Annotated in this window: 23 protein-coding genes; 13 read left to right on the top strand and 10 right to left on the bottom strand. The window is 73.7% G+C overall.

The window, feature by feature from the left end; genetic code table 11:
* Positions 1-14: 14 nt before the first annotated feature.
* A complete protein-coding gene (locus R3E88_14160; GenBank protein MEZ4217624.1) occupies positions 15-620 on the top strand; it encodes a cation transporter in 606 nt (201 codons plus the stop codon).
* Positions 621-644: 24 nt separating this feature from the next.
* On the opposite strand, the gene R3E88_14155 is transcribed toward R3E88_14160, so the two are convergent.
* Complete coding sequence (locus R3E88_14155; GenBank protein MEZ4217623.1) at positions 645-1403, bottom strand: SDR family oxidoreductase; 759 nt, start codon at positions 1401-1403, stop codon at positions 645-647.
* A gap of 58 nt (positions 1404-1461) precedes the next feature.
* On the opposite strand from R3E88_14155, the gene R3E88_14150 reads away from it, so the two are divergent.
* Both R3E88_14150 and R3E88_14145 read left to right on the top strand, forming a co-directional pair.
* A complete protein-coding gene (locus R3E88_14150) occupies positions 1462-2811 on the top strand; it encodes an MFS transporter (protein MEZ4217622.1) in 1350 nt (449 codons plus the stop codon).
* Between the two features lie 39 nt (positions 2812-2850).
* Positions 2851-4137, top strand: coding sequence for an amidohydrolase family protein (locus tag R3E88_14145; GenBank protein MEZ4217621.1), 1287 nt, complete (start codon positions 2851-2853; stop codon positions 4135-4137).
* A gap of 24 nt (positions 4138-4161) precedes the next feature.
* Here R3E88_14145 and R3E88_14140 read toward each other — a convergent pair whose 3' ends face one another.
* Positions 4162-4608, bottom strand: coding sequence for a nuclear transport factor 2 family protein (locus R3E88_14140; protein MEZ4217620.1), 447 nt, complete (start codon positions 4606-4608; stop codon positions 4162-4164).
* A gap of 153 nt (positions 4609-4761) precedes the next feature.
* Between R3E88_14140 and R3E88_14135 the strand changes: the two genes are divergently transcribed.
* On the top strand, positions 4762-5511 hold the full coding sequence (locus tag R3E88_14135) for a response regulator transcription factor (protein ID MEZ4217619.1): 750 nt from the start codon (positions 4762-4764) through the stop codon (positions 5509-5511).
* Here the strand turns inward: R3E88_14135 and R3E88_14130 are convergent.
* The 3 genes from R3E88_14130 to R3E88_14120 all read right to left on the bottom strand — a co-directional run bounded on the left by R3E88_14130 (position 5483) and on the right by R3E88_14120 (position 10683).
* The gene (locus R3E88_14130; protein ID MEZ4217618.1) at positions 5483-7432 is read right to left on the bottom strand and encodes a PAS domain S-box protein; all 1950 of its coding nucleotides are present in this window, start codon (positions 7430-7432) and stop codon (positions 5483-5485) included. The two genes, R3E88_14135 and R3E88_14130, sit on opposite strands and share 29 nt — an antisense overlap.
* Before the next feature lie 208 nt (positions 7433-7640).
* Positions 7641-8786, bottom strand: a complete 1146-nt coding sequence (locus R3E88_14125) for a hypothetical protein (GenBank protein MEZ4217617.1) — start codon at positions 8784-8786, stop codon at positions 7641-7643.
* A gap of 130 nt (positions 8787-8916) precedes the next feature.
* Positions 8917-10683, bottom strand: a complete 1767-nt coding sequence (locus tag R3E88_14120) for a family 20 glycosylhydrolase (GenBank protein ID MEZ4217616.1) — start codon at positions 10681-10683, stop codon at positions 8917-8919.
* A 111-nt stretch (positions 10684-10794) separates the two neighbouring features.
* Here R3E88_14120 and R3E88_14115 point away from each other — a divergent pair, with 111 nt between their 5' ends.
* From R3E88_14115 to R3E88_14105, 3 genes are read left to right on the top strand one after another with little or no spacing between them, the layout of a single operon-like run.
* A complete protein-coding gene (locus R3E88_14115) occupies positions 10795-12099 on the top strand; it encodes a sulfotransferase (GenBank protein ID MEZ4217615.1) in 1305 nt (434 codons plus the stop codon).
* A 24-nt stretch (positions 12100-12123) separates the two neighbouring features.
* Positions 12124-12657, top strand: coding sequence for a VOC family protein (locus tag R3E88_14110; GenBank protein MEZ4217614.1), 534 nt, complete (start codon positions 12124-12126; stop codon positions 12655-12657).
* A gap of 13 nt (positions 12658-12670) precedes the next feature.
* A complete protein-coding gene (locus tag R3E88_14105; GenBank protein MEZ4217613.1) occupies positions 12671-13105 on the top strand; it encodes a gamma-glutamylcyclotransferase family protein in 435 nt (144 codons plus the stop codon).
* Here the strand turns inward: R3E88_14105 and R3E88_14100 are convergent.
* From R3E88_14100 to R3E88_14090, 3 genes are read right to left on the bottom strand one after another with little or no spacing between them, the layout of a single operon-like run.
* Entirely contained in the window at positions 13057-14157 is a 1101-nt protein-coding gene (locus R3E88_14100; GenBank protein ID MEZ4217612.1) for an NAD-dependent epimerase/dehydratase family protein, read from the bottom strand. The genes R3E88_14105 and R3E88_14100 overlap by 49 nt on opposite strands.
* Positions 14158-14178: 21 nt before the next feature.
* Positions 14179-16272, bottom strand: coding sequence for a hydantoinase/oxoprolinase family protein (locus R3E88_14095; protein MEZ4217611.1), 2094 nt, complete (start codon positions 16270-16272; stop codon positions 14179-14181).
* Entirely contained in the window at positions 16269-18104 is a 1836-nt protein-coding gene (locus R3E88_14090; protein MEZ4217610.1) for a hydantoinase B/oxoprolinase family protein, read from the bottom strand. The genes R3E88_14095 and R3E88_14090 overlap by 4 nt, the downstream gene beginning before the upstream one ends.
* A gap of 104 nt (positions 18105-18208) precedes the next feature.
* Here R3E88_14090 and R3E88_14085 point away from each other — a divergent pair, with 104 nt between their 5' ends.
* From R3E88_14085 to R3E88_14060, 6 genes are all read left to right on the top strand, one after another.
* Positions 18209-19444, top strand: a complete 1236-nt coding sequence (locus tag R3E88_14085; protein MEZ4217609.1) for a CoA transferase — start codon at positions 18209-18211, stop codon at positions 19442-19444.
* A 136-nt stretch (positions 19445-19580) separates the two neighbouring features.
* Positions 19581-19964, top strand: coding sequence for a metalloregulator ArsR/SmtB family transcription factor (locus R3E88_14080; GenBank protein ID MEZ4217608.1), 384 nt, complete (start codon positions 19581-19583; stop codon positions 19962-19964).
* A 3-nt stretch (positions 19965-19967) separates the two neighbouring features.
* Positions 19968-20600 carry an isoprenylcysteine carboxylmethyltransferase family protein gene (locus tag R3E88_14075; GenBank protein MEZ4217607.1) on the top strand — a complete coding sequence of 211 codons (633 nt, stop codon included), beginning with the start codon at positions 19968-19970 and terminating at the stop codon, positions 20598-20600.
* Positions 20601-20701: 101 nt separating this feature from the next.
* On the top strand, positions 20702-21496 hold the full coding sequence (locus R3E88_14070; protein ID MEZ4217606.1) for an enoyl-CoA hydratase-related protein: 795 nt from the start codon (positions 20702-20704) through the stop codon (positions 21494-21496).
* A gap of 38 nt (positions 21497-21534) precedes the next feature.
* Positions 21535-23511: a DUF3604 domain-containing protein gene (locus tag R3E88_14065; GenBank protein ID MEZ4217605.1), complete on the top strand. Its 1977-nt coding sequence runs from the start codon at positions 21535-21537 to the stop codon at positions 23509-23511.
* Positions 23475-24317, top strand: coding sequence for a thioesterase family protein (locus R3E88_14060; GenBank protein ID MEZ4217604.1), 843 nt, complete (start codon positions 23475-23477; stop codon positions 24315-24317). Before R3E88_14065 ends, R3E88_14060 begins: the two co-directional genes overlap by 37 nt.
* Positions 24318-24351: 34 nt before the next feature.
* On the opposite strand, the gene R3E88_14055 is transcribed toward R3E88_14060, so the two are convergent.
* Together R3E88_14055 and R3E88_14050 are read right to left on the bottom strand one after the other, a co-directional pair.
* On the bottom strand, positions 24352-25113 hold the full coding sequence (locus R3E88_14055) for a PilZ domain-containing protein (protein ID MEZ4217603.1): 762 nt from the start codon (positions 25111-25113) through the stop codon (positions 24352-24354).
* 149 nt (positions 25114-25262) lie between these two features.
* Positions 25263-26495, bottom strand: a complete 1233-nt coding sequence (locus R3E88_14050; protein MEZ4217602.1) for a diguanylate cyclase — start codon at positions 26493-26495, stop codon at positions 25263-25265.
* Positions 26496-26577: the final 82 nt, after the last annotated feature.

Below are 26577 nucleotides of genomic sequence, written 5' to 3'. Positions count from 1 at the left end.
AGCGTCGTTCGGCGATGGACGCGCGCGCCCACGCCCACGCCTTCCGCCGGGTCGTCGCGACCGTCGCCGCCCTGAACCTCGCCTACTTCGCGGTCGAGTTCGCGATCGCCTGGTCGATCGGCGCCGTCTCGCTGTTCGCCGACAGCATCGACTTCCTCGAGGACGCGGCGGTCAACGTGCTCATCCTGCTCGCGACGCGATGGACGGCGCGCGCCCGCGCGCGCACGGGCCGCGGGCTCGCGATGCTGCTGCTCGTGCCGGCGGTCGCCGCGCTGTGGGCGGTGCTCGAGAAGGTCTCGACGGCCGAGGCGCCGGCGGCCGTTCCGCTCACGCTCGGCGGCGGCGGCGCGCTGGTCGTGAACACGACGTGCGCGCTCCTGCTCGCCCGCTGGCGCAACGAGGCGAGCAGCCTCTCGCGCGCGGCATGGCTCTCGGCGCGCAACGACGCCGCCGCGAACGTCGCCATCATCGCGGCGGGCGCGCTCACCGCCGCGACGCTCTCGCACTGGCCCGACGTGGTCGTCGGGATCGGCATCGCCGCGATGAACGCCGATGCGGCGCGCGACGTGCTCGCCGCCGCGCGGCGCGAGGAGCTCGACGACGTCGCGCTCGACGCGTGAGCGGCGAGAGGACGGAAGCGTGCGTCAGGGGCGCACGATCTGGCCGCCGTCGACGGCGATCACCTGGCCCGTCACCCAGGCCGAGGCGGTCGAGCAGAGGAACAGGCACGTCCCGACCATGTCCTCGGGCTGGCCGAGCCGCGCGAGCGGCAGCGTCGCGACGAGCTGCTTCTGGAACTCGACCGGCGTCGTCTTCTTGAGGGCCTCGGTCTCCGTCGGCCCGGGCGCGATCGAGTTCACGCGGATGCCGTGCGGGCCGAGCTCGCGCGCGAGCGCCTGCGTCAGGCCGTTCACGGCCAGCTTCGACATGCCGTAGTAGCCGACACCCATGTAGGCCGCCGTCGACGACTGGTTCACGATCGAGCCGCCGCCGCGCTGCTTCATCGAGCCCCAGCACGCGCGCGCCATGAGCAGCGCGCCGTCGACGTTCACGTTCATGAAGTGCTTGTAGTAGTCCCAGTCCACGTGGAGCAGGCTCGACAGCTTCATGTCCTTGAAGATCGCGGCGTTGTTCACGAGGAAGTCGATGCCGCCGAACGCGTCGACGGCGGCCTGGGCCGCGGCCTGCGTCGACTCCTCCGAGCCGACGTCCGTGCGGACGAAGACCGCCTCGCCGCCGCCGTCTCGGATCGACTTCGCGACGCGCTCGCCGCCCTCGACATCGATCTCCGCGACGACCACCTTCGCGCCTTCGCGCGCGAAGCCGCGTGCGTACGCCTCGCCGATTCCGCCGCCGGCCCCGGTGACGATCGCGACCCTGCCCTCGATGCCCTCGAAGCCCATGAAGTTCTCCCTCTCCGCTGCGCGCGAAGGCATGATCCTATCCCGGGAGGAGCGCGGGGTGCGACGGGAAACCGGGGCCTACTCGAGCGCGTACGTCGCGTACGCGATGTTCGTCGTGTTCCTCGTCGCGGTGTTCAACGTCGTCGACCGGATGGTCGTGTCCATCCTCGCGACGTCGATCGAGCGCGACCTCGGGCTGTCCGACGCGCAGCTCGGATGGCTGCTCGGCCCTTCGTTCGCGGTCGTCCACTTCGTCGCCATCCTGCCGTTCGCGTGGCTCGCCGACCGGACGGCGCGACGCACGATCATCGCCTTCGGCCTGTTCGTGTGGAGCGGCATGACGGCACTCGGCGGCGCCGCGCAAGGCTTTGGCCAGCTCTTCGCGACGCGCATGGGCGTGGGCATCGGCGAGGCGGCGGGCTCGCCGCCCTCGGCCTCGCTGCTCACCGACACGGCGCCGCCGCACCTGCGCTCGCGCGCGCTCTCCGCGCTCACGCTCGGCGCGCTCATGGGCATCGGCGTCGGCCTCGTCGCCGGCGGCGCGCTCGCGCAGGCGTACGGCTGGCGCACGACGCTCGTCGCGATCGGCGCGCCCGGCGTGCTCGTCGCGCTGCTCGTGCGCTTCACGTTGCGCGAGCCGCCGCGCAGCGCGCGCGCCGCCAGCGCGAGCCCGCTCGACGCCGCGCGCCACCTGTTCCGGCTGCCGACCTACGGCCGGCTCGTCGGCGCGGCGAGCTTCGCCGGCATGGCGTCGCTCGGGCGCAACATGTGGGAGCCCGTGCTGCTCGAGCGCGTCTTCGGCTTCGCCCTGCGCGACGCGGGCCTGCAGCTCTTCCTGTTCAGCGCGCTCCCGGCGGCCGGCGGCGCGTGGCTCGGCGGCTGGCTCGCCGACCGGCTCGGCCGGCGCGACGTGCGCTGGCCCCTCTGGGTGTGCGCGATCGGCAACGCGGCGTGCGCGCCGCTGCTCGTCGCGTTCCTGCTGTGGCCCGCCGACGCGCGCCTCGCCGGCGGAACGCCCGTCGCGTTCCTCTTCCTCGCCGGCGGCGCACTCCTCGGCGGCTTCTACTCGCCGCCGACGTCGGCGGTGGCGCAGAGCCTGTCGCTCGGCCACATGCGCGCGATGGCGCACGCGATCTGGTCCATGGTGTTCACGCTCGTCGGGCAGGGCGTCGGGCCGACGCTCGTCGGGCAGCTCAACGTCGCACTCGGGCCGGCGTACGGCGCGCAGGCCATTCGTTATTCGATGGCCGTGGTCTCGGGTCTCGCCCTCGTGGCGGCGGCGGGCTACTTCGCCGCCGCGCGCTCGCTTCCGGCGGACCTCGCGCGCGTCCGCTCCATCGAGGACGCGGACGACGCCCGGCCGGGAACGCCTCCCGAATCCCGTACGCAACCCCCGGCGACCGGCTGATACGCTCTTCGCGGATCGCGCACCCGCACGGAGGCAGACATGGCCCAGAGCACGGCTCGCCCCTCGTACACCGTCGACGACCTCGTCCTGATCAGCGTCGACGACCACATCATCGAGCCCCCGGGCCTGTTCGACGCGCACATCCCCGCGAAGTACAAGGATCGCTGCCCGCAGCTCGTCTTCGACTCCGCGGGCTCCGCGCAGACGTGGGCCTGGGAGGGCGGGCGCTCGACGACGACGTTCATCAACGCGGTCGTCACGCTGCCCAAGGACGAATGGGGCTTCGACCCGGCGACGCTCGCCGAGGTGCGACCCGGCTGCTACGACGTGAACGAGCGCGTTCGCGACATGGATCGCAACGGCATCCTCACCTCGATGTGCTTCCCGTCGTTCCCCGCGTTCAGCGGGCGGTTCTTCGCGCAGGTCGACGACAAGGACCTCGCGATCGCGACCGTGCGCGCCTACAACGACTGGGCGATCGACGAGTGGGCGGGCAGCCACCCCGGCCGCTTCGTCCCGCTCGCGCTGCCCGCAATCTGGGATCCGAAGCTCGCCACCGAGGAGGTGCGGCGCATCGCGCGCAAGGGCTGCACGGCGATCACCTTCAGCGAGGATCCGTCGGACCTCGGGTTCCCCAGCCACCACACCGGCGCATGGGACGAGTTCTTCGCGGCCTGCTGCGACGAGGGCGTCGCGCTCGCCATCCACATCGCGGCCGACGGCCTCGGGCTGCCCGGCCATCCCGCGAACCCGATCGACGCGCGCATGACGATCCCGACGTGGGCCGCCATCCCGACGCTGGCGAACTGGCTGTGGAGCCCCGTGCTGCAGAAGTTCCCCGACCTCAAGATCGCGCTGTCGGAGGGCGGCACCTCCTGGATCCCCGGCTTCCTCGACCGCATGGAGCGCCACTACGAGAACCAGCGCTGGACGAACAGCGACCTCGGCGGCCTCACTCCGACCGAGACCTTCCGGCGCCACTTCCTCGCCTGCTTCATCAGCGACCCGTCGGGCCTGCTGCTGCGCGACCGCGTCGGCATCGACAACATCGCGTTCGAGACCGACTACCCGCACAGCGACTGCATCTTCCCGACGGCGCCCGAGGACATGTACGAGAAGCTCGTCGCGTGCGGCGCGACGAAGGAGGAGGCGGACAAGATCGGGTTCGAGAACGCGATCCGCTTCCTGCGCTACGACCCGTTCCGCCACGTGGCCAAGGAGGACGCGACGGTCGGCGCGCTGCGCGCGCGCGCGACCGGCGTCGACACGGCGACGCGCTCGCGCGCGCAGTACAAGGCGGCCTTCGAGGCGCGCGCGGGCGCGTGACCGCGCCGCGCGGCGACGCCGCCGCTAGGCGTCGCCCGGGCCGAGGATCGAAGGATCGCCGAGCTGGATGTGTGCGCGCGCGCGACGGCGGGCGATCCGCCAGCCCGCCGGCGTGCGCACGAGCTCGTCGGCGTACTCGCCCATCATCTCGTAGGTGACGTGCGCGCGCGCTCCCCGGCCGACGTGCATCACGCGGATCGCGCAGCGCGAGCGCGCCCGCCCCGGGTGCTCACCGTCGAGCTCGATCCGGTAGTTCCCGAGCAGGTGCTGGCTCGGGCCGCACCCATCCAGATAGGAGCGGATGCGCGCGCGCACCGCGTCGACGCCGCGCGCCGTCCACGCGCCGAAGTCCATCTCGACGTCCGGCGCGAAGACGTCGTCGAGCCGCGCCCAGTCGCGGGCGTCGAGGACGTCCGCGTAGCGGTCGAGCACCTCGATGATCGCGAAGCGGTCGTCGGCGTCCGGGTTCACCATCACCGCCGGGAAGACCAGACTGACCGAAATGGGTCATTCTCCGATGCCGGAGCTGGCCTAGTCTCGCGTGAAAACGCAGCGAAGAGCAGCCTCATGCCCAGCCAGTCCGCCCGAACGATGCCCACCACGCGAGGACATCTGCCGCCGACGATGATGAGCCCGCCGGAATCGCGCCGCAAGCCGAACGTCCTGCTGGTGGACGACGAGCACGCCTTCCGGACGTCCACCGCGCTCCTGCTCGAAGCCTCGGGTTATCCCTGTGTCGCGGCCTCGACCGTCGACGAGGCGATGGCCGCGCTCGAGTCCGAACCCTTCGACGTCGTGATCGCCGACATCTGCATGCCGGGGAACGCCGGCCTCGAGTTCGCGCGCCGCGCCGCCGGCACGTCCTCGAGCCCCGCGATCATCCTCGTGACGGGATATCCGTCGGTGGACACGGCGGTCGAGGCCGTGGACAACCAGTTCGTCGGCTACCTGGTCAAGCCGTTCGACCAGGACGAGCTCACGCGGCGCCTCGAGCGCGCGCTCGAGACGCGGCGCATGCGCTCGGCGGTCGCGCGCATGCGCGAGGACCTGAGCGACATGGACGCGCAGCTCCACGACATCGCGGAGGGCATGGGGTCGCGCGGCGGAGCGCCCGCCGACGACGCGGAGGACGCCGCCGCGGCGAGCGCAACACGCCTCGCGGACTTCCTCGCGAGCTGCGGGCTCACGCCGCGCGAGCACGAGATCGCGACCTATCTCGCCGAGGGCTACCGCGTCTCGACGATCGCGACGCGGCTCGGGATCAGCCCGCACACGGCGCGCCGGCACCTGAAGAGCATCTTCCTCAAGCTCGAGGTGCGCTCGCAGGCCGAGCTGCTCGAGAAGCTCAAGCCCTGGCCGCGATCTCCTCGTTGAGTCGCGCGACGACGTCCTCGATGTCGTAGGGCTTCTGCAGGAACGCCGCGCGCGACACGTCGCCGTACATCTCGCCGGCGAGCGTCTCGGGCAGCCCGCTCACGAACACGATCGGCAGGTCTTCGCGCACGTTGCGCATCTCGCGCGCGACGTCCGTGCCGTACATGCCGGGCATCGAGAGGTCGAGGAAGGCGACGTCGATCTCGCCGGGGCGCTCCGCGAACGCGGCGAGCGCCTCGTAGCCGTCCCCCGCCGCGAGCACCCGGAAGCCCGCTCCCTCGAGCAGCGTGACCACCGAGCGACGCAGCGGCTCCTCGTCCTCGACCACGAGCACGGTCCGCGGGCGCGCGGCGACGGCCGCTGCGCGGTCCGCGCGCCGGTCGCGCGGCGCGCCCGCCTCGCCGTCGATCGCCGGGAAGAGCACGCCGATGCGCGTGCCGGCGTCGCCGCGCGCGAGCCGGATCGCACCGCCGTGACGGCGCACGATGCCGAGCACGACGGCGAGCCCGAGCCCCCGCCCCTCGCCCTTCGTGCTGTAGAACGGGTCGAACAGGCGCTGCGCCGACTCGTCGCTCATGCCCGAGCCCGTGTCCGCGACCTCGAGGAGCACGCAGCGCGGGCCGCGCAGCGCGTCGGCGAACTCGAGCTCGGCGCGCAGGTCGTCGTCGACCTCGACGACGGCGGTGCGCACCTCGATCGTTCCCGGACGGCCGTCGAGGCTCTCCGACGCGTTGAGCACGAGGTTCAGGAGCAGCTGGTGGAGCTGCGAGCGATCGGCCTCGATCGCCGGCAGCGAGGACGCGAGCGACCAGACGAGCGTCGCGCGCCGGTCGACGGCCGCGCGCACCATGGCGCTCGCGGACGCGACGTCGCGCGAGAGGTCGACCGGCTCCATCGCCGCGCGCCCGCGCCCCGCATAGCTGACGAGCTGCGCGCACAGGCCGGCGATCTTGTGCACGGCCTCCTTCGTCTCGCCGAGCGCCGTGCGTGCGAGCGGGTCCGAGCCCGCGCGGATCAGCGCGACGTTGGCGTAGTTGAGGATCGCGCCCAGCATGTTGTTGATGTCGTGCGCGATGCCGCCCGCGAGGGTTCCCAGGCTCTCGAGCTTCTGGACGCGCTGCAGCTGCTCGGCCACGCGCCGCCGCTCCGCGTCGGCCTCGACGCGCGAGCTCACGTCGCGCACCGCGATCGCGAGCATCCCGTCCTCGCCCTCGCCGATACGGCTCGCGCGCACCTCGGCCGGGAACTCCGTGCCGTCCCGGCGCACGCACCGGACCTCGCCGCACAGGTCGCAGCCCTCGGCGTCGCCGCGCACGAGCGGGCTCGGCGACTCCGCGTCGGGTCCGAAGTGCGCGGGGCTCACCGCGGAGGCGACCTCCGCGAGCCGCCGACCGACGACGTCGCTCGCCCGCCGGCCGAACATCGCGGCCGCGCGCTCGTTGAAGAGCTGCACGATGCCGGACGCGTCGGAGACGACGAGCGCGTCGGGCACGGAAGCGACGAGGTCGCGCAGCCGCTGGTCGGCGCGCGCGCGCTCCGTGACGTCGAGCGCGCACGACAGGAAGCGCACCTCGCCGTCGGGCAGCCGCACCGACTCGGTGCGCCAGTCGAACGTGAGCCAGTGGCCGTCGCGGTGTCGCGCGCGCGAGGTCGCGTGCAGGTGACGGTCGCGCGCGAAGTCGGCGATCCACTCGCTCGATGCGGTGCGATCGTCGGGGTGAACGAGGTCGAGGACCGACGTGCCGACGAGCTCGTCGGAGCTGTAGCCGAGCGCGGCCTGGAACTTCGGGCTCACGTACGTGAAGTGGAGCTGCTCGTCGGTCTCGGCGACGAGCTCGAAGAGCTGACCGATCAGCTTGTGGCAGCACGCGCGCGCGTCGACCGCGAGCGGCGCCTGCGCGTCCGGGGAAAACGCCTCCACCGCCGGCCCTCCGCCACCGGCGCGCGCGCGTGCACTCGCATGCGCCGCCGCGCCGGACTCCGAGCGCCGATCGTACCGCCGAACGCCGGCCGGCGACGGGGCGCGAGTGGTTCGGGAGCGAGCGCGTCCCGGCGCCCCACCCGATCGCCGCGAGCCGGGCGGGCGCGTGACCCGAACCGGGTCGTTCGCCCGGCCCGACCGCCGCGAATCAGACCAGGAGGGCCTGCGGCTCGAGGCCGAGCGCCAGCCGGCCGTGCAGCTCGTGGCGCCCGTCCCAGTCGAACGCGACGTGCGAGACGCAGACGTTGGCGTCGCGCAGCGCGCGCTGCTGCGGGTCGTCGCGGAAGTGCGCGCTCCCGCCGCTCGCCTCGAGGATCGTCTGGATCGCACCGCGCGCGCCGTGCACGGCGCGCGTGATGCCGAGCGCCCAGCGGGCGCGATCCGCGAGCGTCGCCGTGGCGCGCCGCTCCATGAGATCCGCGACGACGTCGCGCAGGACGAGCTCCGCCTCGCGCACCGCCGCGTCCGCGAGCGCGAGCCGCAGCTGGATCGTCGTCTTGTCGCGCTCCGAGCGGACGCCGCCCATGCGCGTGCGCGCGACCGTCTTGTCGCGGAAGCGGCGCACGACGCTGCGCGCCTGCCCGACGATCGGCGATCCCGCCGCCGTCATCAGCACGACCACCATCGGCGACGCGTAGACGGGCGCGTCGTAGAGCCGCGCCCCCTCGCCCTGCCCCGACGCGATCGACGCGAGCGACAGCACGCGATCGCGCGGCACGAACGCGTCGCGCACGACGAGGTCGTTGCTCCCGGTGCCGCACAGCCCGTCGACGTGCCAGACGTCGTCGATCTCGACGTCCTCCATCGGGAGCGCGAAGAAGCCCGGTGCGACGTCGCCCGGCGCGACCGCGCCGACCATCGCCCACGTCGCGTGCATCGCGCCGCTCGCCCAGCGCCAGCGACCCGAGAGGCGATAGCCGTCGCCGTCCTCCGCGACCGTCGACTCGCCGTGGATCGCGGCGGGCGCCAGCACGTGGGTGCGGCCGTCGAAGAGCTCGCGCTGGAAGCTCTCCGGGTACTGGCAGAACAGCCAGTTGTGCTCGACGAGGAAGGCGGCCACCCACGCGAGCGACATGTCGGCCTCGCCGAGCGCGAGCGCGCACTCGAGGAAGGCGTCGACGTCGAGCTCGTAGCCGCCGCGCACCTTCGGCACGAGCATGCGGAAGATGCCGGTCTCCTCGAGCGTCGCGATCGCGGCGTCCGTCGGCCGGCGGAGCGTCTCGCTCGCCGCCGCCTGCGCCTCGAGGGCCGGCAGCGCGGCGCGCACCCGCGCGAGCAGCTCGTCCTTCGTCATCCGTCGACCTCCCGTCTTCGCCGCGCGCGATTTGCCGCGCGCGATGGGCCGCGCGCGATGGGCCGCGCGCGGCGCGCCGTCCGAGGCGCATCGGTCGCGGCGCGCCGGCCGCGACCGCGACGCGCGACGCCTAGCGTCCGTACGTCGCGAGCGTCTTCCGCAGGCGCGCGAGGCTGTCCTCGAGCCCGCCCTCGCGGCTCCGCGCGCGCCAGCACGCGGCCTGCTCGTCGATCGCGTCCTCGAGGTCGAGCCGCAGCTCGGCATCGGTCGGCCGCGCCTCGCCGGACTCGCGCACGAGTCGATAGGCGCCGTGGCGCGCCAGCCGGATCGCCTGGGCGAGCTCGCGCTTCACGACCGGGCCGTCGGCGCACGCGGGCATCGCGGCGTCGACGTCGGACATCGCGTCCTCGAGCACGGCGATCGTCGCGCGCAGCGCCGCCGCATCGGGGGCGCCGAACGACCCCATCAACCCGTCGCCGACGACCGCCGCGAACAGCGGGCTCGCGTTGAACGCCAGCTTGCCGGTTCCGAGGTACGCGTCGCCCGCGCGCTCGAGCGCGCGCCCGAGGCGGCCGCGCAGGTCGCCGAACACGTAGGCGTCGAGCGCGGCGGCGACGTCGAGGTCGCGGTTGCGCTCGCCGCACCACGCGACGGCCGCGCCGTAGGCGAGCGGGAGCCAGCTCGCGCTCGGCGGCTGCATGTGGCCGTTGTCGCCCCAGTCGGTGACGAGGTAGCCCGAGGCGCCCTGCGCGCGTCCGACGTCCGCGGCGTCGAGCAGGTTCGCGCGCGCATTGCTCCAGCGCCCGACGAAGCTGTTCCACGTCGACGTGCCGGGACACACCCAGAACGGGAGCCCGGCCTCGACGAACGCCGGCACGTGGCCGGCGAACCCGCGCTGCGCCTTCTCCGAGAAGCCGAAGTCGGTCGCGAGCTCGCGCATCGAGGCCGGCAGGTGCGGCGCGTCGACGGGCGCCTCGTACCACCACGCGAGCGCCGTCGTGCGCTCGCGCGGGAGCTCGGCGACGAGCTCCGGATGGCCGCGCAGGATGTCGCCCCAGAAGAGCACGTCGGCCCCCATCGCGTGCGCGCCGGCGACGAGCCGTTTCAGATGGTCGAGGTACACGCGCTCGCGCCCGCGCGCCGCGACGTCGGCCTGGCTGCGCCCCTTGCCGAGCTCGAACGTCTCGTCGCACCCGATGTGGACGCGCCGGCTGTGGAAGCACGCGAGCACCTCGCGCACGAGGTCGAGCGCGAAGCGCGCGTTGTCCTCGGTCGGCGCGAGCACCGCGGGCTTGAGGAACGCGCCGGTCGACGTGCGCCAGCCGTCGGGGGTCTCGGCGCGCGCGACGTAGGCATCGTGCTTCAACCAGCGCGCCATGTGGCCGAACGTGTTCTGGTTCGCGACGAGCTCGATGCCGCGCTGCGCGCACAGCGCGTCGAGCCAGCGGAGGTCGTCGGGCGTCATCGGCGACGCGTCGCGCCAGACGACCTCGTGGTCGCGGAACGCGAACGTGTGCTCGGTGTAGAGCTCGAAGTGGTTGATGCGGAGCAGGTCGAGCAGGGCGACGATGCGCTCGAGCGTCGCGCGCGTCGGCACGCGGTCGCGGCTGATGTCGAGCATGTAGCCGCGCACCGGGAAGTCGGGCGCGTCGGACAGCGCGAACGACGCGAGCGCGCCTTCGTGCTCGCGGAGCTGGGAGAGGGCGCGACGCGCGTAGCGGAGGCCGGCGGCGTCGGCGTGGCGGATCTCGACGCCGAGCGCGTCGGCCTCGATCGCGAAGCCTTCGGGCGGGAGCGACGCGTCGCGCTCGACGCGCGGCTCGGCCGAGAGCGCGGCGTCGCCGCGCCCCGTCCAGCGCCACGATCGCGGGCGCGGCAACAGGAGGGGCTCGTTCACGGACCGGGGCCTCCGAGGGGCAGATGCGTCGCGCGCGGCGCACGGTCCGGTGCGCGACGGGCACATAGCCTACTCCGCGCGCCCGCGGGCGTGGGTGTAGACTGCGCGCCCATGACCGCCGCGGCGAACACATCCGTGCAACCGAAGGGCGGCGCGCCGCGCGCGTGGACCTTTCGCGACGCCGGCCCGCGCGCGCTCCCGCTCCCGCTCCGCGCGCTCAACACGGTCGGATCGCTCGTTCCGGGGTCGGGGCGCCCCGCGCTCCGCGCCGAGGCGGCGATCGAGGCGGCCGTCCGGCGCGAGGGGGTCGACGACTTCGGCGACGGCGCCTTCCGCGACGGGCTCGAGGCGCTCGCCGCCGCGCTCGACGGGGAGGCGAACCTCCACACCTTCGGGCGGCTCGCGCAGCGGGAGATGCTGGTCGCGACGCTCGCGCGGCGCCTGCGCCTCGTCGATCACGCCCGCCGCCATCCCGAGGTGCGCGACGAGCGGGTCACCGCGCCGTTCGTCGTGCTCGGCATGCCGCGCACCGGAACGACGCTCCTCTCGCAGCTGCTCGACCTCGACCCGCGCTCGCGCTCGCTGCGCGCGTGGGAGGCCGGAACACTCGTGCCGCCGCCCGAGCTCGCGACGCGCGAGGAGGACCCGCGCATCGCCGCGGCGGCGAAGCAGTACGTGCAGACCGCGAAGCTGATCCCGCCGCTCCCGGCGATGCACCCGCTCGGCGCCTCGCTTCCCGAGGAGTGCGTGCCGCTCCACATGCTCGACTTCCGCAGCCTCGGCTTCGAGACGCAGGCGCTCGTCCCGAGCTACGGACGCTGGCTCGAGCAGTGCGACATGCGCTCCGCCTACGCGATCGAGAAGCTCGCGCTCCAGGTGCTGCAGTCGACGATCCCGACGGATCGCTGGGCGCTCAAGACGCCGAACCACCTGTGGGCGCTCGACGCGCTGCTCGAGCACTTCCCCGACGCGCGCCTCGTCTGGACGCACCGCGACCCCGCGAAGGTGATTCCCTCGGTCGCGAGCCTGAACACCGCGTTCCACCGCACGTGGATGAAGTCGGTCGACCCGGCGGACGTGGGCGCCGCGTGGCTCGGCAAGCTCCACCTCGCGGTCGGGCGCGGCCTCGCGTTCGACGACCGCCAGGCCGGCCGGGCGTGGTGCCACCACCTGCTCTACGAAGACCTGATGGACGACCCGGTCGAGGCGGTGCGCGGCCTCTACGCCCACTTCGGCGAGGAGCTCATGCCGCTGCACGAGGCGCGCATGCGCGCCTGGATGCGCCACCGCCCGCAGAGCGCCTTCGGCCGGCACCGCTACGACCCGCGCGACTTCGGCATGACCGAGGAGAGCGTCCGCGAGCGCTTCGCCGACTACGTGAAGCGCTTCGGCGTCCCGCTCGAGACGCGCGACTAGCATCGAGGGGAGGCGAGCGAGCGCATGAGCCGACTGTTCGGGCCGGTCGACCAGGTGGCGTGGGTGGTGCGCGACCTCGAGTCCGCCGCGACGTACTGGGCCGAGACGCTCGGCGTCGGGCCGTGGTTCGTGATCCCGCACGTGCGTCCCGACGACTTCCGCGTCGACGGCGCGCCCTCGCCCGTCGAGATGAGCCTCGCGATCGCCTACTCGGGCCGCACGCAGATCGAGCTGATCGAGCAGCACAACGGCGCGCCGTCGATGTACCGGGAGGCGATCGACGCCGGCCGCTTCGGACAGCACCACCTCGGCTTCTTCCGCCGCGACTACGACGCGCGGCTCGAGCGCGCGCTCGCGGCCGGCTACCGCATCGGCCAGCAGGGCTCGCTCGGCGGCTCGATCCGCTTCACGTACCTGCGGACGGAGGGCGCGCCCGGCGCGATCGTCGAGCTCGTCGAGCTGTCGGACCCCGTCGAGGCGTCGTTCGTCGCGCTGCACCAGCTCGCGGCCGAGTGGGACGGCGCGGATCCGATCCGCCCGCTGGCGATGGCGCGCTAGCGACGAGGACGCGATGGAGCGACTCGCCGTGTACGGAACGCTGCGCGCGCGCTTCGGGCGCCACCGCGAGCTCGGCCTCGAGCACGCGCTCGTGCCGCTCGGCGCGTGTCGCATCGCGGGGCGTCTCGTCGACCTCGATGCCTACCCCGGGCTCGTCCCCGGCGACGGGCTCGTCGAGGCGGAGCTCTTCGGCATCCGCGACGCGCGCGTGCTCGCGCGCATCGACGCCTACGAAGGCTACGAGCCCGCGCGCCCCGAGCGCTCGCTCTTCACGCGGCGCTGGGTGCGGCTCGCGCGGCCCTCGCTCGGCGCCTGGGTCTACGCCTACGCGCGCGACGCGACGGGCCGCGCGGTCGTCGCGTCGGGCTGCTGGGCGTCGCACGTCGCGGCGGCGCCTCGCTATTCGAACGTCTCGCGCGAGCGGGGCCGGCCGCCCGGGCCGCTGTAGGCCATGCCGTAGCCGGGCTCGCTCTTCCACGCGATCCCGGGGCGCGACGCGAGCACGCCCTTCCACCACGCGACGAGCGCGTCCTCCGCCGCGTAGTCGAACGGATCCTGCAGCAGCGATTCCTGCCCGGGCGAGAGCGGGTTGTCGACGAGCCACTTCGCCGTGCGCACGAGCGCCTCGCGCGGAGGCACGACGTCGGCGTAGCCGAGGTCGCGCTCCATCTTCCAGACGTCGACGACGCGGTGCGTGGGGAGCGGCTGCGTGACGAGCGGCCGCGCCGGCGTCGCGAGCTCCCACGGCATGTCGACGATCTCCCAGTCGTGGCCGAGGCCCGCGGCGACGATCTCGACGACCTGGCGCAGCGTCGGGATCTCGGCGTCGCCCGCGTTGTAGACCTGCCCGCGGCAGCGCTCGGGGCGGTCGACCGCGAGCAGCACGGCGTGCGCGAGGTTCTCCGAGTAGCCGAAGTGATGGAGCGTGAGCCCGCCGTCGGGCAGCACGATGTGCGGCCGCCCGTCGAGGATGCGCCGCACGACGAGCCACTCGCGCGGCACGGGCTGGCGCGGGCCGTAGACGTACGGGTAGCGGAAGTGCGTCGCCTCGGGCTGGTGCTCGAAGACGGCCTGCTCGGTCTGCACGATGCGATAGCCCTTCGTGTCGAGGCGCTCGTCGGTGACGAGCGGCGCGTCGACGCGCGCCGGTACCGGCAACCCGTTTGGCTCGTACGCGAAGGGGTTCATGTAGCCCCGCAGCGCGGGCAGGCCGCCGACGGACACGAAGCGGCCGACCCTGCCGGCCGTCACCTCGGCGATGCGCCGCAGCCGGCCGTAGGTCGCGATGCAGACGTCGTACGTGCGGCCGGCGAGCGCGTCCGCGACCTTCGCCGCGTCGTACGCGTCGGTGTGGATGTGCACGACCGCGTCCGGGATCTCCGGCACCTCGTTGCGGCCGCTGTGCAGCATGTCGACGGCGTACCCGCGCGCGAGCAGGCCGTTCACGATGAACGGGCCCGTCGGGCCCGTTCCGCCGATCACCAGTGCGCTCCCCGTCATCGACTCATCGACTCCCCTGCGTCAGCGTCCGCTCCGGATCTCGATCGCGTAGTTCCCGTTCTCGTCGAGCCGCGCGCGGTGGCCGGGGTAGAGCACGAGCGTCGTGAAGCGCTCCTCGACGATCGCGGGCCCCTCGATCTCGTGGCCCGCGCCGATGCGATCGCCGTCGTAGACGGGCGTGTCGACGAAGGCGCCGTCGAACCAGGCCGCGCGCCGCGAGCGCAGCGCGCTCTCGAGCGGCGCCTCCGCCGGCGCGGCGCCGGGGAGCGCGGGCTTGCGCGTCACGCCGCGCGCGCGGACGCGCACCTGTCGCAGGAGCGGCTCCTCGTCGCGCGCGGCGTAGGTGTGGATCGCTTCGTGCAGGTCGTGGAAGGCCTCGACCGAGCGCGCGACGTCGCCCGCGCCCATGCGCGCGCCCGTGAGCGCCGCGGGCACCGCCATGTCGAACGTCTGTCCCGGGTAGCAGAAGTGGAGCAACCGCTCGAACGAGATCGCCTCGCGCGGCAGGCCCGCCGGCGCGAGCTCGGCCAGCGCCTCGGCCTCGAGCGCGTCGAACAGCGCGTTCACGTCGTCGGACGACGCGGCCGACGCCGGGCGCAGGTGCGTGCGCTGGCGGTCGACGACGTAGTCGGCGACCAGCAGGCCGAGCGCCGAGAACGCGGGCGACGTCTTCGGCACGAGCATGCGCGCGATGCCGAGCTCCTCCGCCTGCTTGCCGGCGTGCACCGGGCCGTTGCCGCCGTACACGACGAGCTCGAGCTCGCGCGGGTCCTGCCCGGCCTGCGAGGACACGCGCCGGATCGCGTTGCTCATGTTCGCGTTGACGATGCGGAAGATGCCGTGCGCCGCCTCGACGACGTCGAGGCCGAGCGGCTCCGCGACCTGCGCGGCGATCGCGCTGCGCACGCCGTCGGTCGTGAGCTTGAAGTCGCCGCCGCAGAGCGCGTCGGGGTTCAGGTAGCCGAGCACGACGTTGGCGTCGGTGACCGTGGGCTCGGTGCCGCCGCGCCCGTAGCAGATGGGCCCGGGGTCGGCCTTCGCGCTGCGCGGCCCGACCTTGAGCGCGCCCGCCTCGACGTACGCGATCGAGCCGCCGCCCGCGCCGATCGAGTGCATCTCGATCATCGGGAGCCCGACCAGGTAGCGGTGCTGCCAGTTCCAGAAGCTCGCGATGCGCGGCTCGCCGCCGCGCACGAGGCACACCTCGTAGCTCGTCCCGCCCATGTCGATCGCGATGAAGTCGCGCACGCCGGCGCGGCGCGCGACGGCGCACGCGCCGTTGACGCCGCCCGTCGGCCCCGAGCCCATCGCGCAGACGGCGCGCTCCGCGAGCCGATCGGCCGTCGTGATGCCGCCGTTGCTCTGCATGATGAGCAGCTCGCCCGCATAGCCCGCGCCGCGCAGCGCGCGGCCGAGCCGCTCGAGGTAGACGGCGACGCGCGGCCCGACGTACGCGTCGATCAGCGTCGTCGACGTGCGCTCGAACTCGGGCGCGCTCGGCATCACCTCGTGCGAGAGCGAGACGCGCGCGTCCGGGCACTCCTCGCGCGCGAGCTCGCGCACGCGCCGCTCGTGCGCCGGGTTCAGGTACGAGAACAGCAGACAGACCGCGATCGACTCGACACCCTGCATGCGCAGCCGCCGGAGCGCCTCGCGCGTCGCGACCTCGTCGAGCGGCCGCACGACCGCCCCCGTCGCGTCGAGGCGTTCGGGGACGCCGAAGCGGCGGCGGCGCGGCGCGATCGGCACCGGCGCCGGCACGGCCGGATCCCAGATGTCCTCCTTGTAGCCGCGGCGGACGTCGATCGTGTCGCGGTGCCCCTGCGTCGTGACGAGGCCCGTCACGGCGCCGTTCATCTCGATCATCGTGTTGTCGGCCGTGGTCGTGCCGTGCACGACGAGCTCGGTCGCGGCGAGCAGCTCGCGCGCGCTCGCGCCGTTGCGCGCGGCGAGCGTCGCGATGCCCTCCATCACGCCGCGGCTCTGGTCGTCGAGCGTCGTGGGCACCTTCAGCAGCTCGAGCGCGCCGTCGGGGCGCACGAGCACGAAGTCGGTGAAGGTGCCGCCGACGTCGACGCCGATCCGGTAGGCGCCCGGATGCGCGGCCGCGCTCATCGCGCCGCACCGCGGAGCGACGCGCGCAGCGCGCGCGTCGCCGCCTCGTCGACCGCGAGCGAGTAGTCGTCGAGCGCCCCGGTGAGCACGACGCCGTAGTCGTCGCGCGCCGAGCGCGGCGACACGAACTCGTCGAGCACGTCGTCGAGCACGGCGCTCGGATCGCGTTCGAGCGGGTCGCCGAAGCCGCCGCCGCCGCCGTAGCAGTACTCGAAGCCCTCGCCCGGCTCGTGCGGCACCGCGTTCGCCATGCAGTCGACGCGGTGCGCGTGCGGCCCGCCGAAGCGCACGACGAGCGAGTTCGGGCTGCCGTCGCCCCCGCCCTCGAAGCCCGGCATCGGGTACTTCATCCCGACCATCCAGCACGAGAGCGTGGCCGGCGCGAGCAGCCGCTTCTCGACGCGCGAGCCCGGCCCGCCGCGCCATCGCCCCGCGCCGCCGCTGTCGATCGCGTAGTCGAGGCACTCGTTGCGGAACGGGAAGATCGACTCGTTGATCTCGGTCGTCGCGCGGATGATGTTGCCGAACGAGGCCGGGAACGAGCCCCAGCCGTCGACGCCCTTCACCGCGTTCGTGTATCCGCCGAGGCAGTCGACGCCGTGGTCGAAGAAGAGCTCGCCCGTCTCGGGGTGGTGGCCCACGATCACGCACGGCGTACCGAGCTTGTAGATCTGCGGGCACGCGCGCTCCGGGAGGAAGGGCGCGAGCGCCTTGCAGATCACCTCGCCGACCTCGACGCCCGGGTGGTGCGTGCCCGCCGCCACCGTCGCGCCGTCGGGCGGGTTCACGACGCTTCCCTTCGGCGCGACGAGCTCGATCGAATCGAAGAAGCCCTCGTTCTTGGGGATCGACGGGTCCATCATCGCGGCGAGCTGCGCGACCACGTAGCCCTGCGTGTTGCCGAGCGCCGAGTAGGCCTTCAAGCCCGGGCGCGCATCCGACCCCGTGAAGTCGACCGTGATGCGCTCGCCCGCGACGGTCACCTTCACGTGCAGGTGGATGTCGGGGTTCCCGATCGGGTCGTGGTCGACGAACGAGTCCGCCTCGTAGACGCCGTCGGGCCAGGCCGCGACCTCGCTCCGGAAGCGCTCGCGCGTGTGCGTGATCGCGTGCTCGACGGCGTCGCGCACGGCCTTCGCGCCGTAGCGCGCGACCACGTCGCGCAGGCGTCGCACGCCGAGCTGCGCGGCGCCGATCTGCGCGCGGATGTCGCCCGGGAAGGTCGGCGTGCGCGTGTTCGCCTCCATCATGTAGAGGACGTCGCGCCGCTCGACGCCGCGATCGATCACCTTGACGGCCGGGAAGCGCACGCCCTCGGCCCAGATGTCGATCGCCTCGGCGTTGTAGCCGCCGGGGACACCGCCCCCCGTGTCCGCGTGGTGGCACTGGATCGACGCGATCAGCACGACCTCGCCGTCGGCGACGACGGGCGCGAAGACGTTGTAGTCGGGCAGGTGTCCACCGCCGTGGTACGGGTCGTTCGCGACGACGACGTCGCCCTCGTTCAGCCCCTCGGCGGCGAACAGCTCGAGCGCGAAGCGCACGGGCCCGCGCGACGACAGCATGAACTGCGGGATGCCGACCGAGAGCGCCGCGAGCCGGCCGTGCCCGTCGAGGATGGTCGCGTTGCGCTCGTTGCTCTGGTTCAGGATGGGCGTCTTCGCGGTGAGCGAGACGTGCGTCGCCATCTCGTAGGCGACCGTCTCCATCGCGCCGCGGATCACCTCGGCGGTGACGGGGTCGAAGTCCGGGCCGGGCTGCCAGCTCGGCGACGGAGCATCGGGAGGGCTCGGCGAGGCGGCGGCCTCGCGCGCTCGTTCGGCTGCGCTCATCGGTCACCTCCGATCGAGCGCGCAGTCTACACCCCGCGCCCGTGCCCGTTGGGCGCGCCGCGCACGGGCGTTGGGCGCGCCGCGCGCTGCTACCGTCGCGCGCCGTGACGGCGCCTCTCTCGGGCATCCGCGTGGTCGAGATCGCGAGCTTCGTGGCCGTTCCGGCCGCGGGCGCGCTGCTCGCCGACCTCGGCGCCGAGGTCGTGAAGGTCGAGGTGCCCGGCGGCGAGACGCTGCGGCACGCGCTCCCGCGGCGCCTCGGCTATCGCCACGGCATGAGCGAAGCGCCGCACTTCCACATGGACAACCGCGGCAAGCGCTCGCTCGCGCTCGACCTCGCGCGCCCCGCGGCGCGCGCCGCGCTGCGCCGCGTCATCGCGCGCGCGGACGTCGTGCTGACGAACCTCCTGCCGCGCCGCCTCGCGAAGTTCGGGCTCGACGCCGCGACGCTGCGCGCCGCGCACCCGCGGCTCGTCTTCGCATCGCTGTCGGGCTACGGCGCGCGCGGTCCCGATGCCGACACGCCCGCCTTCGACTACACGGCCTACTGGGCGCGCAGCGGCCTCATGGACGTGATGCGCGACGTCGGAGCCGGGCCCGCGTTCCTGCGGCCCGGCGTCGGCGATCACGCCGCCGCGCTCGCGCTCGCGAGCGGCATCCTCGCCGCGCTGCGCGTGCGCGACCGCGACGGCGTCGGGCAGGAGGTCGACGTCGACCTGCTGCACACGGGCCTCTACGTCGCGGGCAACGATGCCGCCGTCGTCGCATCGACCGACCTCGACACGCCGCGGCACGACCCCGCGCGGCCGCGCAACCCGCTCTGGAGCCACTACCGCACCGCCGACGCGCGCTTCCTGTTCCTCGTCATGATCGATTCGCAGCGCTACTGGCCGGCCCTCTGCCGCGCTCTCGACTTCCCCGAGCTCGAGCGCGACGAACGCTTCCGCGACGAGGTCGCGCGCTACCGCAACGCCGAGGAGCTCGTCGCGCGCATCGCGAGCGTCGTCGGCGCGCGCGACCTCGCGCACTGGGAGCGGCACCTCGCGTCGTTCCCGCTGATCTGGGCGCCCGTCCGCACCCTGCGCGAGGCGATGCGCGACCCGCAGGTCGCCGCGATGGGCATGCTCGCCGACGTCGCGCTGCCCGACCCGGACGCGGCCGGCCTGCGCACCGTCGCGCCGCCGCTCCAGCTCTCGCGCCACGCGATGCCGGGCACGGCGCCCGCACCCGCGCTCGGAGCGGACGGCGAGGCCGTGCTGCGCGAGGCGGGCTGCAGCGATGCGGACATCGCCGCCGCGCTCGGGCCCGCGGACGGCGCGCAGGCGCCCGGCGCCCGCTAGCTCCGACTCTCCGACTCGCCGGCCGGCGCACCCGCTCGCGAGCGAGCGCGCGCCGCGCGGCGTCGGCGCTCGACATTGACATATGAATATCTTTTCATATATCAATCCGCGGCCCGATGCCCGCCAAGGAGGCCCCGTGCCGAAGCGATCCACCGCTCTCGAGACCTGCTCCCCGCCGCTCGTCGATCGCGCGCGCGTCGCGGCCGCGCGCAAGCGCCTGCTCCCGGAGGCCGAGCTCGAGGAGCTCGCGGCGCTCTTCCGGCTGCTCGGCGACGCGACGCGCGCGCGCCTCCTGTACGCGCTGCTCGAGGCGGGCGAGCTGTGCGTGTGCGACCTCGCCGCCGCCACGTCGACGCCCGAGACGAACGTGTCGCACGCGCTGCGCCTGCTGCGCACGGCGGGCATCGCGAAGGCACGCCGCGACGGCCGCCGCATCTACTACAGCCTCGACGACGCGCACGTCCGCATGCTGCTCGACGTGTCGCGCGAGCACCTGCGCCACGCGCGCGGGAGGGCGTGAGCCATGCCGCGCCTCGCACTCGTCCTCTTCGCCGCGTGGGCCGGCTGCCTGCTCGTCGCGCGCTCGATCGTGCACTGGCGCGCGACGGGCTCGACGGGCATCAAGGGCTTCCACGGCAGGGTCGGATCGCTCCCGTGGCTGGCCGGCGCCGCGGCGAGCGCGGGCCTCGTGCTCGCGCCGCTCGCGCCCGTCGCCGCGCTGTGCGCGTGGCCGGGCGGCGAGCTGCTGCTGCAGTCCCGCGGCGCGCACGCGCTCGGCGCCGCGCTCGCGGTCGTCGGCATCGCGGGCGCGCTCGTCGCCCAGCTCGCGATGGGGCGCTCGTGGCGCATCGGCGTCGACGAGCGCGAGCACACGGCGCTCGTCACGTCGGGGCCCTTCGCGTTCGTCCGCAACCCGATCTTCACCTTCATGGGCGTGTCGCAGGCGGGCTTCGCGCTGCTCGTTCCGAACGCGGTCGGCCTCGGAGCGCTCGCGCTCCTCGCCGTCGGCATCGAGCTGCACGTGCGCTTCGTCGAGGAGCCCTACCTGCTGCGGACGCACGGCGACGCCTACGCGCGCTACGCCGCGTCGACCGGGCGCTTCCTTCCGGGCATCGGCCGCGCGCTCGCCGCGCGAAGCGACGACCACGCGGCCTGAGCGCAGCGGTACGCGCGAGCACCCCGTACGCCCGCCCCGACCCGGGCTCGGCCGCGCGCCCTTTCGAGTAGACTGCGCCGCCCCGGGAGGAGCCCCGCACGATGGACTACGGACGCTACACGCAGAACCTGCGCATCGATCTCCGGGACGGCGTGCTCCGCGTCGCGCTCCACAACCCGCCGATGAACTGCAACACGAAGGCGCTGCACACGGCGCTGTCGCAGATCTGGAGCGACATCCACGACGACGACGACGTGCGCGTGGTCGTGTTCACGGGCGAGGGCCGCGCGTTCAGCGCGGGCGGCGACATCAAGGCGATGCAGGAGACGGTGGACCACCCCGAGCAGTGGTGGCCGACGCTCACCGAGGCGAAGCGCATCGTCTTCCGCATGCTCGAGTGCGACAAGCCGGTGATCGCGCGCGTGAACGGGCACGCGATCGGCTTCGGCGCCACGCTCGCGCTCGCCTGCGACATCATCGTCGCCGTCGACACCGCGAAGTTCGGCGACCCGCACGTGAACGCGGGGCTCGTCGCGGGCGACGGCGGCGCGCTGCTGTGGCCGCAGGCGATCGGCTTTCCCCGCGCGAAGGAAGCGCTGCTGCTCGGCGAGCCGATTCCCGCGAAGCGCGCCGAGGAGATCGGCCTCATCAACTACGCGGTGCCGGCGGACGAGCTCGACGCGAAGGTCGACGCGATCGCGCGCAAGCTCGCGAACGGCGCGCAGCGCTCCATCCGCTGGACGAAGCAGGTGCTGAACCTGCAGCTGCGCATGATCGCGCACCCGGTCATGGAGCACGGCATGGCGAACGAGACGCTCTCGCAGTTCAGCGAGGATCACGCCGAGGCCGTGGCCGCCTTCGCCGAGAAGCGCGAGCCGAAGTTCACGGGACGCTAGGCGCGACACCGCGTGCCTTCCGGAGGGAGCGAATTCCGATGATCCGACCCGACCCGAGGACGCGCCGCGCTCCGCTGCACGCCCTCGCCCTGCTCGGCATCGCCCTGCACGCGGCCGCGGCGGACGGCGCCGTCGACCGCCCGTACGAGGTGACGGAGGAGCGCGAGGCGTGCGCGAGCTACGAGCCGCTCCGCCGCCCGCTCTTCGGCGACACGCACGTCCACACCGGGTACTCGCTCGACGCGCGCGCCCAGGACAACCGCAGCACGCCGCGCGACGCCTACGCGTTCGCCAAGGGCGCGCCGCTCGGCCTCGCGCCCTACATGCCCGACGGCCAGCCCATGCGGCACGCGGCGCTCGAGCGACCGCTCGACTTCACCGTCGTGACGGACCACTCCGAGGCGCTCGGCGAGGTGCGCGCCTGCTACGACCCCGGGAACCCGGGCTACGACTCGGACATGTGCGAGGCCTACCGCAACCTCGGCGGCATCACGCGCAGCCTCATGCTGAGCAAGGTGCTGATCGAGCGCGGCCGCTTCCGCTTCTGCGGCGAAGACGCGAAGTACTGCCGCGAGGCGCACGCGAGCGCCTGGCGCGACATCCAGGAGGCCGCCGAGGAAGCCTACGACCGCACGTCGCAGTGCCGCTTCACGAGCTTCGTCGGCTACGAGTACACGGCGAGCAGCGACGCCGGCATCAACCTCCACCGCAACGTCGTCTTCCGCAACGAGAACGTGACGGACACGGCGATCAGCTGGACGGACACGGGGCGCGCCTCGGAGCTGTGGAAGCGCCTGCGCAGCGAGTGTCTCGAGGGCACGCCCGGCTGCGACGTGCTCACGATTCCGCACAACTCGAACCTTTCGTCGAACGGGCTCATGTTCGCGAGCGGGACGCTGCGCTCGAAGGCCGACGCCGCCGTGCCGATCACGCCGGAGGACGCGCGCGAGCGCGCGCGCTTCGAGCCGCTCGTCGAGATCATGCAGCACAAGGGCGACTCGGAGTGCCTGCTCGGCGGCGACACCACCGACGAGGGATGCGGCTTCGAGAAGCTCCCGTACGACTCGTTCGCGGGCGTGCGGCAGACGCCGAACGTCTGGCACCACATGGCGCCGAAGCGGAGCGCCATGGTGCGGGAGGCGCTCCGCAAGGGCCTCGCGGTCGAGCGACGCGTCGGCGCGAACCCGTTCAAGTACGGCATCGTCGCGAGCACGGACACGCACCTCGGCACGCCCGGCCTGACCGAGGAGTACCAGCCCTACGGTCACGGCGGCGCGGGCGGCACGGCGGGCGAAGGCGGGATGGCGGCGATGGGCCTGCCCGACGAGCTCGAGTACAACCCGGGCGGGCTCGCCGTCGTGTGGGCCGAGGAGAACACGCGCGACGCGATCTTCGCCGCGATGCTGCGCAAGGAGACGTACGGCACGTCGGGCACTCGGCCGGTCGTGCGCTTCTTCGGAGGCTGGGGCTACGGCGACGACCTGTGCGGAGCCGACGACCTCGTCGCGCGCGGCTACGCGGGCGGCGTCCCGATGGGCGGCGACCTGCCGCCGCCACCGGCCGACGCGAAGGCGCCCGCCTTCGCCGTGTCCGCGATGATGGACCCGGGCACGAGCACGCACCCCGGCACGCCGCTCGACGGCATCGAGGTCGTCAAAGGATGGGTCGACGCGGACGGCGAGACGCACGAGCGCGTCTTCCGCGTCGCGAGCGGCCCGCCGGGCGCGACCGTCGACACCGCCACGTGCGAGCGGCGCGGCGGCGGCGCGCGCAGCCTGTGCACGGTCTGGCGCGATCCCGAATTCGACCCGGACGCGAGCGCGTTCTACTACGCGCGCGTCACCGAGAGCCCGAGCTGCCGCTGGAGCCAGTACGTGTGCCGCGCGCACGCGGTCGACTGCGCGAAGCCCGAGAGCATCCCGATGGGCTACGAGGCCTGCTGCTCGCCGCTCCACGACCCCGTCATCCAGGAGCGCGCGTGGACGTCGCCGATCTGGTACGCGCCGAGTCGTTAGGCGCGGAAGACGGGGCGACACCGCCGGCCGTCTTCCTGCGCGACGGCGACGCCTTCGTCGCCACCGCGCTCGCGGGCGGCCCGTGGAGCCCCGACGCACAGCACGGCGGCGCCGTCTGCGGCCTGCTCGGGCGCTCGCTCGAGGTCTGCCCGACGCCCGTGCCGATGCGGATCGTCCGCGTCACGTTCGAGCTGATGCGGCCGGTCCCGCTGGCCGCGCTGCGCGTGGCGACCGAGGTGCTGCGCAGCGGCAAGCGGACGCAGCTCGCGCGCGCGTCCCTGCTGCACGGCGAGGTCGAGGTCGCGCGCGGCACCGCGCTCTGGCTGCGCGTCGCGACCGGCCTCGGCCTCGAAGGCGCGCCGAACCTCGCCGAGGAGGAGCCCCTGCCCTTCCCGCCCGGCCGCGGCGCGTCGCCGCTCATCCGCGTGCCGAACCTGCCCGGCTACCTGCGCGCCGTCGACTTCGTGCGCGCGGACGGCGAGCCGACCGGGCGCGGCCCGAGCACCGTGTGGATCCGCAGCCGCGTCCCGCTCGTGGAGGGCGAGCCGCTCACGCCGTTCGCGCGGCTCGCCGCCGCGTGCGACTTCACGAGCGGCGTCGCGAACGCGCTCGACTTCGCGCGCTTCGTCTCGATCAACCCCGACGTGACGCTGCACGTCGAGCGCGCGCCGCAGGGCGAGTGGATCGCCGTGCACGGCACGACGTCGGTGCGGACCGACGGCACGGGATTCTCGCACGCGCGGCTCTTCGACGAGCGCGGGCGCGTCGCGACCGCGTCGGCCTCGCTCTTCGTCGACGCTCGCTAGGCGCGTCGCGGGCGCGGGAGCGCCCGCCGGTCGCTCAGCCGATCGTGCGCGCCGTCGTCACGACGTAGTCGGCCGTCCGCGTCTGGACGAAGCGGCGGAGCTCGGCCGCCACCTCCGGGCGCACGTCCTCGAACTCGACGCCCATGCCGGTCGAGAGGTCCCACCGGTCGCCGTCGGGCTCGCGACGCACCCAGCGGACGCGCGAGCGGATGGGCATCGTGCGCGCGCCGATCGTGAGCTCGAGCGAGACCTGCGCGTCTTCGGGCATCGGCTTGTCGGTGGCGAGGAAGGCGCCGCCGACCGAGATGTCGATCACCGCGACGTCGCGCGCGAGGCGTCCCTTGTAGAGCTTCGCGCGCATGCCGTGCGCGGGGACGCGCGGCTCGAGGCGCAGGTCGGAGTCGGCGCGGCGCGTCAGCACCGCGGAGAGCACGAAGCGGAGGTCGGAGTCGTCGAACGGCTCCCAGACGGCCCAGCGGATGCCGCGCTCGCGCAGCGCCACGAGCGCCGCCGCGTCGGCGGGCCGCGGGCCGACCGGCACCATCGCGTCGGGCGTGATCGACGCGCGCGTCGCGACGCTCTTGATCATGCGGTCGAGCTCGTCGATCGGCCGCGCGACGGGGAAGGCGATCGCGCCGAGCCGCCCCGCCTCCTGGGCCGCGAGCAGGACGGCCTCGTCCGCGTCGTTCGTATAGATGGGGTCGAGCCCGATCCGCGAGAGCCGCAGCGCCATGTGTCCGAGCGCGCATTCGGCGTCGTCGGACACGAGCACGCAGTGGCGGTGGACCAGGCGCATGGGCCCCTATCGGGCCTTCCCCCGGGCGCGTTGAGGCGGAAGTCGAGCGGCAGGTTGCACTCGAGGCGCGCCGGAGGCCCGCTCGGGCCGCGCGTGGCCGGCCCGCCCGGGCCGCGCCAGGCGGCCGGGCACTCGATCCGCCCGCGGCGCTAGAGGCTCTCGCCGAACGGGCCGTCGGCCTCGGGGTCGCAGGCCGCGCGCGAGTAGGCGCGCACGCGGTTGCGCCCCGCCCGCTTCGCCTCGTAGAGCGCGAGGTCGGCGCAGTGGAGCACCTCCTCGGTCGTCGCCCCGTGGATCGGCCAGGTCGCCACGCCGCCGCTCACGGTGACGTCGCCGAGCGGCTGGCTCTGCTTGTGGTCGAACGAGTGCTCCTCGATGAGCTTCCGAACGCGGTCGGCCGCCATGTAGGCGTCGTCGCCGACGACGCCCGGGAGCACCATCAGGAACTCCTCGCCCCCGTAGCGCCCGACGAGCTCGCCCTCGCGGATGTTGTCCTTCAGGAGCGCGGCGAGCCGCCGGAGCAGGTCGTCGCCGGCGAGGTGCCCGTTCGCGTCGTTGTAGTGCTTGAAGTGGTCGACGTCGAACAGGAAGAGCGAGATGCGCGGGTTCGCGTGCGGCTGACCGATCATGTCGCCGAGCTGCTTCAGCAGGTGCGTGCGGTTGAGCAGCCCCGTCAGGCCGTCCGTCTTCGCGAGCTGCTCCTGCTGCTTGAGCGTCTGCGTGTGCGCGATCGTGACGGCCGTGATGAGTGCGATGGTGCGGCCGATCTCGCGGCCGCGCGGGAGCTCGCGCTCCGTCGGGCCGACGAGGATCACGCCGAGCGTGCGCTGGCCGTCGACGACGGGCAGGCACAGCGAGAACGGGGGCGAGCCGTAGACGGGGTCGTGCGGGAGCTCGAGCGACTCGAACTCGAAGCCGGTGATCGCCATCTGGCGGATCGCCGACCACCCGACGACGCCTTCGCGCACCTTCACGCGGTGGCCGACCGGGTACGGGCTCTGCCCGCGCACGGCGACGGCGACGAGGCCACCGTCGTTCATGCGATAGAAGACACAGTAGGCGGGGACGTAGATCTCCTCGACGAGGTCGAGGGCCGAGCCGGGGATCTCGCGCAGGTTGCGCGTCGCCGAGAGCCGCTGGGCGATCTCCGGGAGCTCGAGCAGCGAGTGCTCGAGCTGCGCGGTGGTGTCCTGCGCCTCGGCGAGGCGCTCGCGCAGCTCCTCGCTCGCGACGCGGTGCCGCTCGCACGCGCCTTCGAGCTGGCGCGCATCGCGGCGCAGACGCTCGACCTCGAGCTGCGAGCGGCTGGAGGCCTGTGCGCGCCCGAGCAGCCAACCGACGATGCCGAGCAGGAGGGCGGCACCGAGGTGCTCCAGCGTCACGACCACGCCGATGTCCCCCCGCGAACGCGAACGCGACGCGCGCACACCGACCCTCGCCGGTGCACCGGACACGTCGCCGCGA

The organism is Myxococcota bacterium (assembly GCA_041389495.1).
In the GTDB taxonomy this organism is placed as follows: domain Bacteria; phylum Myxococcota_A; class UBA9160; order UBA9160; family UBA4427; genus JAWKRT01.
This window is presented reverse-complemented; position numbering and strand designations above follow the sequence as displayed.